Raw genomic sequence first — 5,219 nt, forward strand, 5'->3', positions numbered from 1 at the left:
GGGAGCATCAACCCGCTGCGGGATATTGAGACCATCAATCTGGAGCTGATCTTCTCAGATCTGGAGATCCTGGAGCGGCGGATCGCCAAGACTACCAAAGTGGCCAGAAATGATAAGACAGCGGCCAAGGAGCTGGCGCTTCTGGAGCGGATCAAAGCTCATCTGGAGGATGGCAAACCGGCCAAGACTTTTGACGATATCCAGGAGGAGGAAGAGGAAGAGTGGCTGAAAAGCTACAACCTTCTGACTTATAAACCGGTGATCTACGCCGCCAACGTGGCAGAGGACGATCTGGCGGACGACGGCGCGGCCAACGCCGGCGTACAGGCAGTCCGGGAATTTGCAGCCGGGGAGAACAGCGAAGTGTTCGTAGTCTGCGCCCAGATCGAGCAGGAGATCGCGGAGCTTGACGATGATGAGAAGAAAATGTTCCTGGAGGATCTGGGATTAAAAGAATCCGGTCTGGAGAAACTTATCAAGGCCAGCTACCATATCCTGGGCCTGATCAGCTATCTGACGGCGGGAGAGCCGGAAGTGCGGGCGTGGACCATCACCAGAGGGACCAAGGCGCCCCAGGCAGCAGGTAAGATCCACACTGACTTCGAGCGGGGATTTATCCGGGCGGAGGTAGTCTCCTACGACGACCTGATCGCCTGCGGAAGCCATAACGCAGCCAAAGAAAAAGGCCTGATCCGCCTGGAAGGTAAAGACTACGTCGTCCAGGACGGAGACATCATGTTGTTCAGGTTTAATGTATAGCAACAGTTCAGCCATACAGAGGACGAGAGCAGAAACCATGCTTGCATGGTTTTGCGAGCGGACGAATGTATCACTGGCGCGTCTGAACTGTTGTGTTAGCATCAGTGCGGCCACGCAAGCCGCACTTTTTCTTACAGAAGAGAAAGGAAACACTATGCACACATCCATCGACTTCCCCAACCTGGGGATCCATCTGTCCTCTGTGCGGGACCACATTACCATAGGCGGCTTTGACATTGCCTTCTACGGGCTGCTCATCGCCCTTGCCATCCTGGTAGGTGTCTTTATCACCGTCCGGGAGGCGGAGCGCACCGGCCAGGATCCGGAGGATTACTATGACCTGGCGATCTTCGTAGTGATCTTCGGGGTGATCGGAGCCAGGCTCTATTATGTGATCTTCGACTGGGATATCTACCGGGAGGATCTGAAGAGTATCTTCAACCTGCGGGAAGGGGGACTTGCCATCTACGGAGGGATCCTGGCGGCGGCTCTTACGGTACTGGTGTTTGCCCGGGTAAAAGGGCTCTCGGCGGGGCGGCTTGCGGATACGGCGGCTCTTGGCCTTGCGGCGGGACAGGCCATCGGGCGCTGGGGCAATTTCTTTAACCGGGAAGCCTTCGGGGAATATACGGACGGCCTTTTTGCCATGCGGCTTCCGGTGGACGCTGTGAGAGGGCAGGATATCTCTGCCCTTATGCGGGAGCATATTGAGGCGGCGGACGGAGTCAACTATATCCAGGTGCAGCCGGCATTTCTCTATGAGTCCCTGTGGTGTCTCCTTCTGCTTCTGATCCTGGTCCTGTACCGGAAGCACAAGAAGGTCGATGGAGAAGTGTTCCTTCTGTACCTGCTGGGATATGGGATTGGAAGACTCTGGATCGAGGGGATCCGCACAGACCAGCTGCTGATCCCGGGAACGTCTCTTGCCGTGTCCCAGGCGGTGGCTGTGGTGACGGCTGCGGCGGCCCTGGTGCTGATCCTGTATAGGAGAAGGAAGAAAAATAGACATTATAGATAAAATAAATAAGTGACCTCTTTTATTAAAATAATGAATTTGCCGGTGATATTTTCCAGACCTATAATGGGATTGAAGTAAAAACACAGGAGGAAAATATTATGAAAAAGAGGTTACTGAGCGCCCTTCTTGTATCTGTCATGAGCCTTTCTCTTCTGGCCGGATGCGGCGGGCAGGAGACGGAAGAAGCCGGAGAAGGCGGCGAAGGAGAAGGCGGTGGAAAGATCACCTTTATGGCCCCGGACTGGGCGATCCCCACAGAGGATCAGCTTGCAGCCTTCACAGAGGAGACAGGGATTGAGGTAGAGTGCTCCGAAGTGGGCTGGGACGATATCCGGGAGAAGATCGCCACAGCGGCGTCCGCCAACAAGTGCGCGGCTGACGTGGTGGAAGTAGACTGGTCCTGGGTAGGTGAGTTCTATGCGGCAGACTGGCTGGAGCCACTGGAAGTGTCTGAGGAAGACAAGGCGGACATGCCTACCATCGAGACATTTACCGTAGATGACCAGGTGCTTGCCATGCCTTACGCCAATGACTACCGTCTGTCTTACTACAACACAGAGCAGTTCGCGGCGGCAGGGATCAGCGAGGAGCCCCAGACCTGGGACGATGTGCTGGAAGCATGCCGGGCCCTGAAGGAGACCGGAACGGTAGAGCATCCTTTCGCCATCGCACTGAACGCAGAGGAGAAGACCTCCACCTGCCTGATGTGGCTGGCATACACCATGAACGGTGTGGTATGGAACGAGGACGGCACCTTTAACGAGGAATCTGTAATGGAGGCCCTGACTTATCTGGAGACCCTTATCAACGAGGAACTGGTTGCTCCGGAGGACAAGACTTCATCAGGAATGGACGCTTATATGCGGATCTGCGGAGGCACTGCTTCCTTCCTGACAGGCCCGACATCCTTCGTATCCAGGATCCAGGACGAGGAGCTGTGCAGTGTTGTGGGCCAGATCGTGCCTATCATGACGCCGGGCAAGGACGGAAAAGCCCAGCAGACCATGCCCCTTCCGGAAGCGATCGGCGTGAGCAGCCTGTCTGAGAACAAAGAGGCAGCCAAGACATTTGTAGAGTGGTATACGTCCGCAGATATGCAGAAGCAGCTGAACGAGACCAACAGCGCGATCCCAACCAGGAACTCCGTGCTGGAGGAGCTGATCGACGAGGGAACCATCAAGAATTCCGGCGCTATGCTGGAGGAGGCGAAGATCGTTTCTTCTCCGTTCCCCAACGGGATCCCGTCCTACTATGCAGAGATGTCAAGCGCAATGTACAACGCTATCAACAAGATGGCTCTTGGCGAGCTGAACGCCGAGGAGGCTTACGCGGAGATGTCTGAGGCTCTCAATGGCCTGATCAGTGAAGAATAGGAAAGACCGATGAAGAAAAAAGTAGTTCCTTACCTTTTACTTGCACCCATGATTCTTATCATGGGTGCGTTAGTATTTTACCCGGTGGCGGCCACATTTTCCTACAGCCTTAAGAAATGGAAGCTGACCCAGCCCGGGGATATCCGTGTGATCGGATTCAAGAATTATGTAGACATCCTTACCTCCGATTCCTTCTGGTACAGCCTGCAGAATACGTTGGTGATCCTGGCAGTAGTGGTGGCGCTCACCACGGTGGTGGGATTCCTGGTATCTTCATTCTTAAATATCCAGGTGCGCCTCTCCGGGGTATTGCTGGCGCTGGCGGTGCTTCCGTGGGCGCTGCCCCCTTTTGTTAACGGGATCCTGTGGAAGTTCGTCTTCTATTCAGGCTACGGATTTCTGAACAAGCTGCTGGTGGGACTGGGGCTTTTCGATCAGCCGGTGGAATTTCTGACCAGCCGGTGGAGCCTCCTTCTGGTGGTCTCCGTGGTGGTAGTGTGGCGCAGCGTGCCCTTTATGGCACTGGTGTGCCTGGCCGGAAGGCAGTCCATCCCCGTGGATTTCTATGAGGCGGCAAGGATCGATGGGGGAGGAAGTTTCCAGATCTTCCGCCGGATCACCCTGCCCTTGATGCTGCCATTTGTGGGGGTGGGAGTAACCTCCGCCTCTGTGACGGCCATCAATGTATTTGACGAGATCGTGGCCCTGTCAGGGTACAGTGATCTGGGGAAGAACATTCTGATGGAAAGCTATCTGACCACCTTTACCTTCCTTGATTTCGGCAAGGGGGCTGCGGTCACTTATATCGTCCTGTTCTTCGCCCTGATCCTGGGGATCTTCTATTTAAGAAGCCTGGCAAAGGAGGTGTCCTACCAGTGAAATACGTGAAAAAAGCCGGGTATGTGCTTGCCCTGGCATTGTTCCTTATTCTTACGGCAGGCCCCTTCCTCTGGACCTTTCTCCTGTCGGTGACGCCAGATCATGCCATCTTCTCTCAGGGAAGCGGATTCTGGCCGGGAGAACTGATCTGGGATAATTATATAGAGCTTTTCTCCGGAGGACAGCGGGGCAGCCGCTTTTTTGCCAGTCTCTTAAACTCCCTGAAAGCCACAGGGGTTACCCTCTGTATCGGTATACCGGCGGCGCTTCTTAGCGCCTACGCCCTGGGCAGGATGGAATTTAAAGGGCGGATGCTGATCCGGGACCTTCTCCTTGTCACCATGGTGATCCCGGTGATGGCCACCATCATCCCCCTGTACCGGATGTTTGCCCAGGGGGAGATGCTGGACAACCTGTTCTGGCTTAGCCTTGTGTACGTCAGCTCCTACCTTCCCATGGCGGTGTGGCTGATGACCAATTATTTCGCCACCATCCCCAGGGAGATGGAAGAGGCGGCGTTCATCGACGGGTGCGGACGTGTGGGCTCCTTCTTCCGTCTGATCCTGCCCCTTTCCCGGCCCATTATCCTGTCGGTGGCCCTGATCATGTTCTTAAGTACCTGGAGCCAGTTCCAGATCCCGCTGATCCTGGCTTCCTCCATGGAGACAAAGCCTATGGCCATCGTTATCTCGGAGTTTGTGACAAAGGACAGCGTCCAGTACGGGCTGGTGGCGGCGGCCGGCATGCTTGCCCTGGTGCCCCCTGCCCTGGCGGCGTTTATCTTCCGGAAGTATCTGGTGACAGGAATGACAAATGGATCGGTAAAAGGATAGCTATTCTTTATCCGGTCGGGACAGTTCTCTTCGCAGCTTGATCAGGATGACCAGCGCCAGAATCGCGGCCAGGGCTGATGTCCCGGCAAAATTCAGCCAGATTCCCGTAAGCCCCAGCGGCCATAGTGCGCCGATCAGGATAACGGGAAAGATCAGCGCGGTGGACACAGAGATCAATGCGGCAGGGACTGGTTTTTCAATTGCCAGCATATAACTCTGGGTGGCGAAAGACAGCCATCGGGTGAGATAGGTCAGGGCAAACAGCTGCAGGGCGGGGATTGCCATGGCAAGGACTTCCACTGTGGCGTCGGCTACAAACAGGAGAGTAATCTCCTCCGGCAGGAGGAAAAGTACTGC

5 protein-coding genes and 1 pseudogene are annotated in these 5,219 nt (G+C 55.3%); 5 read left to right on the forward strand and 1 reads right to left on the reverse strand.

All coding sequences use genetic code 11. The features are described from left to right. The 5 genes from ychF to ACML7B_RS07930 all read left to right on the forward strand — a co-directional run. A partial coding sequence (gene ychF, locus ACML7B_RS07910; protein ID WP_418540464.1) for a redox-regulated ATPase YchF occupies positions 1 to 759 on the forward strand: 759 nt, incomplete at its 5' end. Positions 760 to 913: 154 nt separating this feature from the next. Continuing rightward, a complete protein-coding gene (gene lgt, locus ACML7B_RS07915; RefSeq protein ID WP_418540466.1) occupies positions 914 to 1,777 on the forward strand; it encodes a prolipoprotein diacylglyceryl transferase in 864 nt (287 codons plus the stop codon). 98 nt (positions 1,778 to 1,875) lie between these two features. Continuing rightward, positions 1,876 to 3,150, forward strand: a complete 1,275-nt coding sequence (locus ACML7B_RS07920) for a sugar ABC transporter substrate-binding protein (protein WP_418540468.1) — start codon at positions 1,876 to 1,878, stop codon at positions 3,148 to 3,150. Positions 3,151 to 3,159: 9 nt separating this feature from the next. Beyond that, on the forward strand, positions 3,160 to 4,029 hold the full coding sequence (locus tag ACML7B_RS07925; protein ID WP_418540470.1) for a carbohydrate ABC transporter permease: 870 nt from the start codon (positions 3,160 to 3,162) through the stop codon (positions 4,027 to 4,029). Further along, the gene (locus tag ACML7B_RS07930; protein ID WP_418540471.1) at positions 4,026 to 4,862 is read left to right on the forward strand and encodes a carbohydrate ABC transporter permease; all 837 of its coding nucleotides are present in this window, start codon (positions 4,026 to 4,028) and stop codon (positions 4,860 to 4,862) included. Before ACML7B_RS07925 ends, ACML7B_RS07930 begins: the two co-directional genes overlap by 4 nt. On the opposite strand, the pseudogene ACML7B_RS07935 reads toward ACML7B_RS07930, so the two are convergent. Next, positions 4,863 to 5,219: pseudogene (locus ACML7B_RS07935) on the reverse strand (MATE family efflux transporter); the annotation flags it as partial.

This window comes from Massilistercora timonensis (assembly GCF_048354975.1).
GTDB classification, from domain to species: domain Bacteria; phylum Bacillota; class Clostridia; order Lachnospirales; family Lachnospiraceae; genus Massilistercora; species Massilistercora timonensis.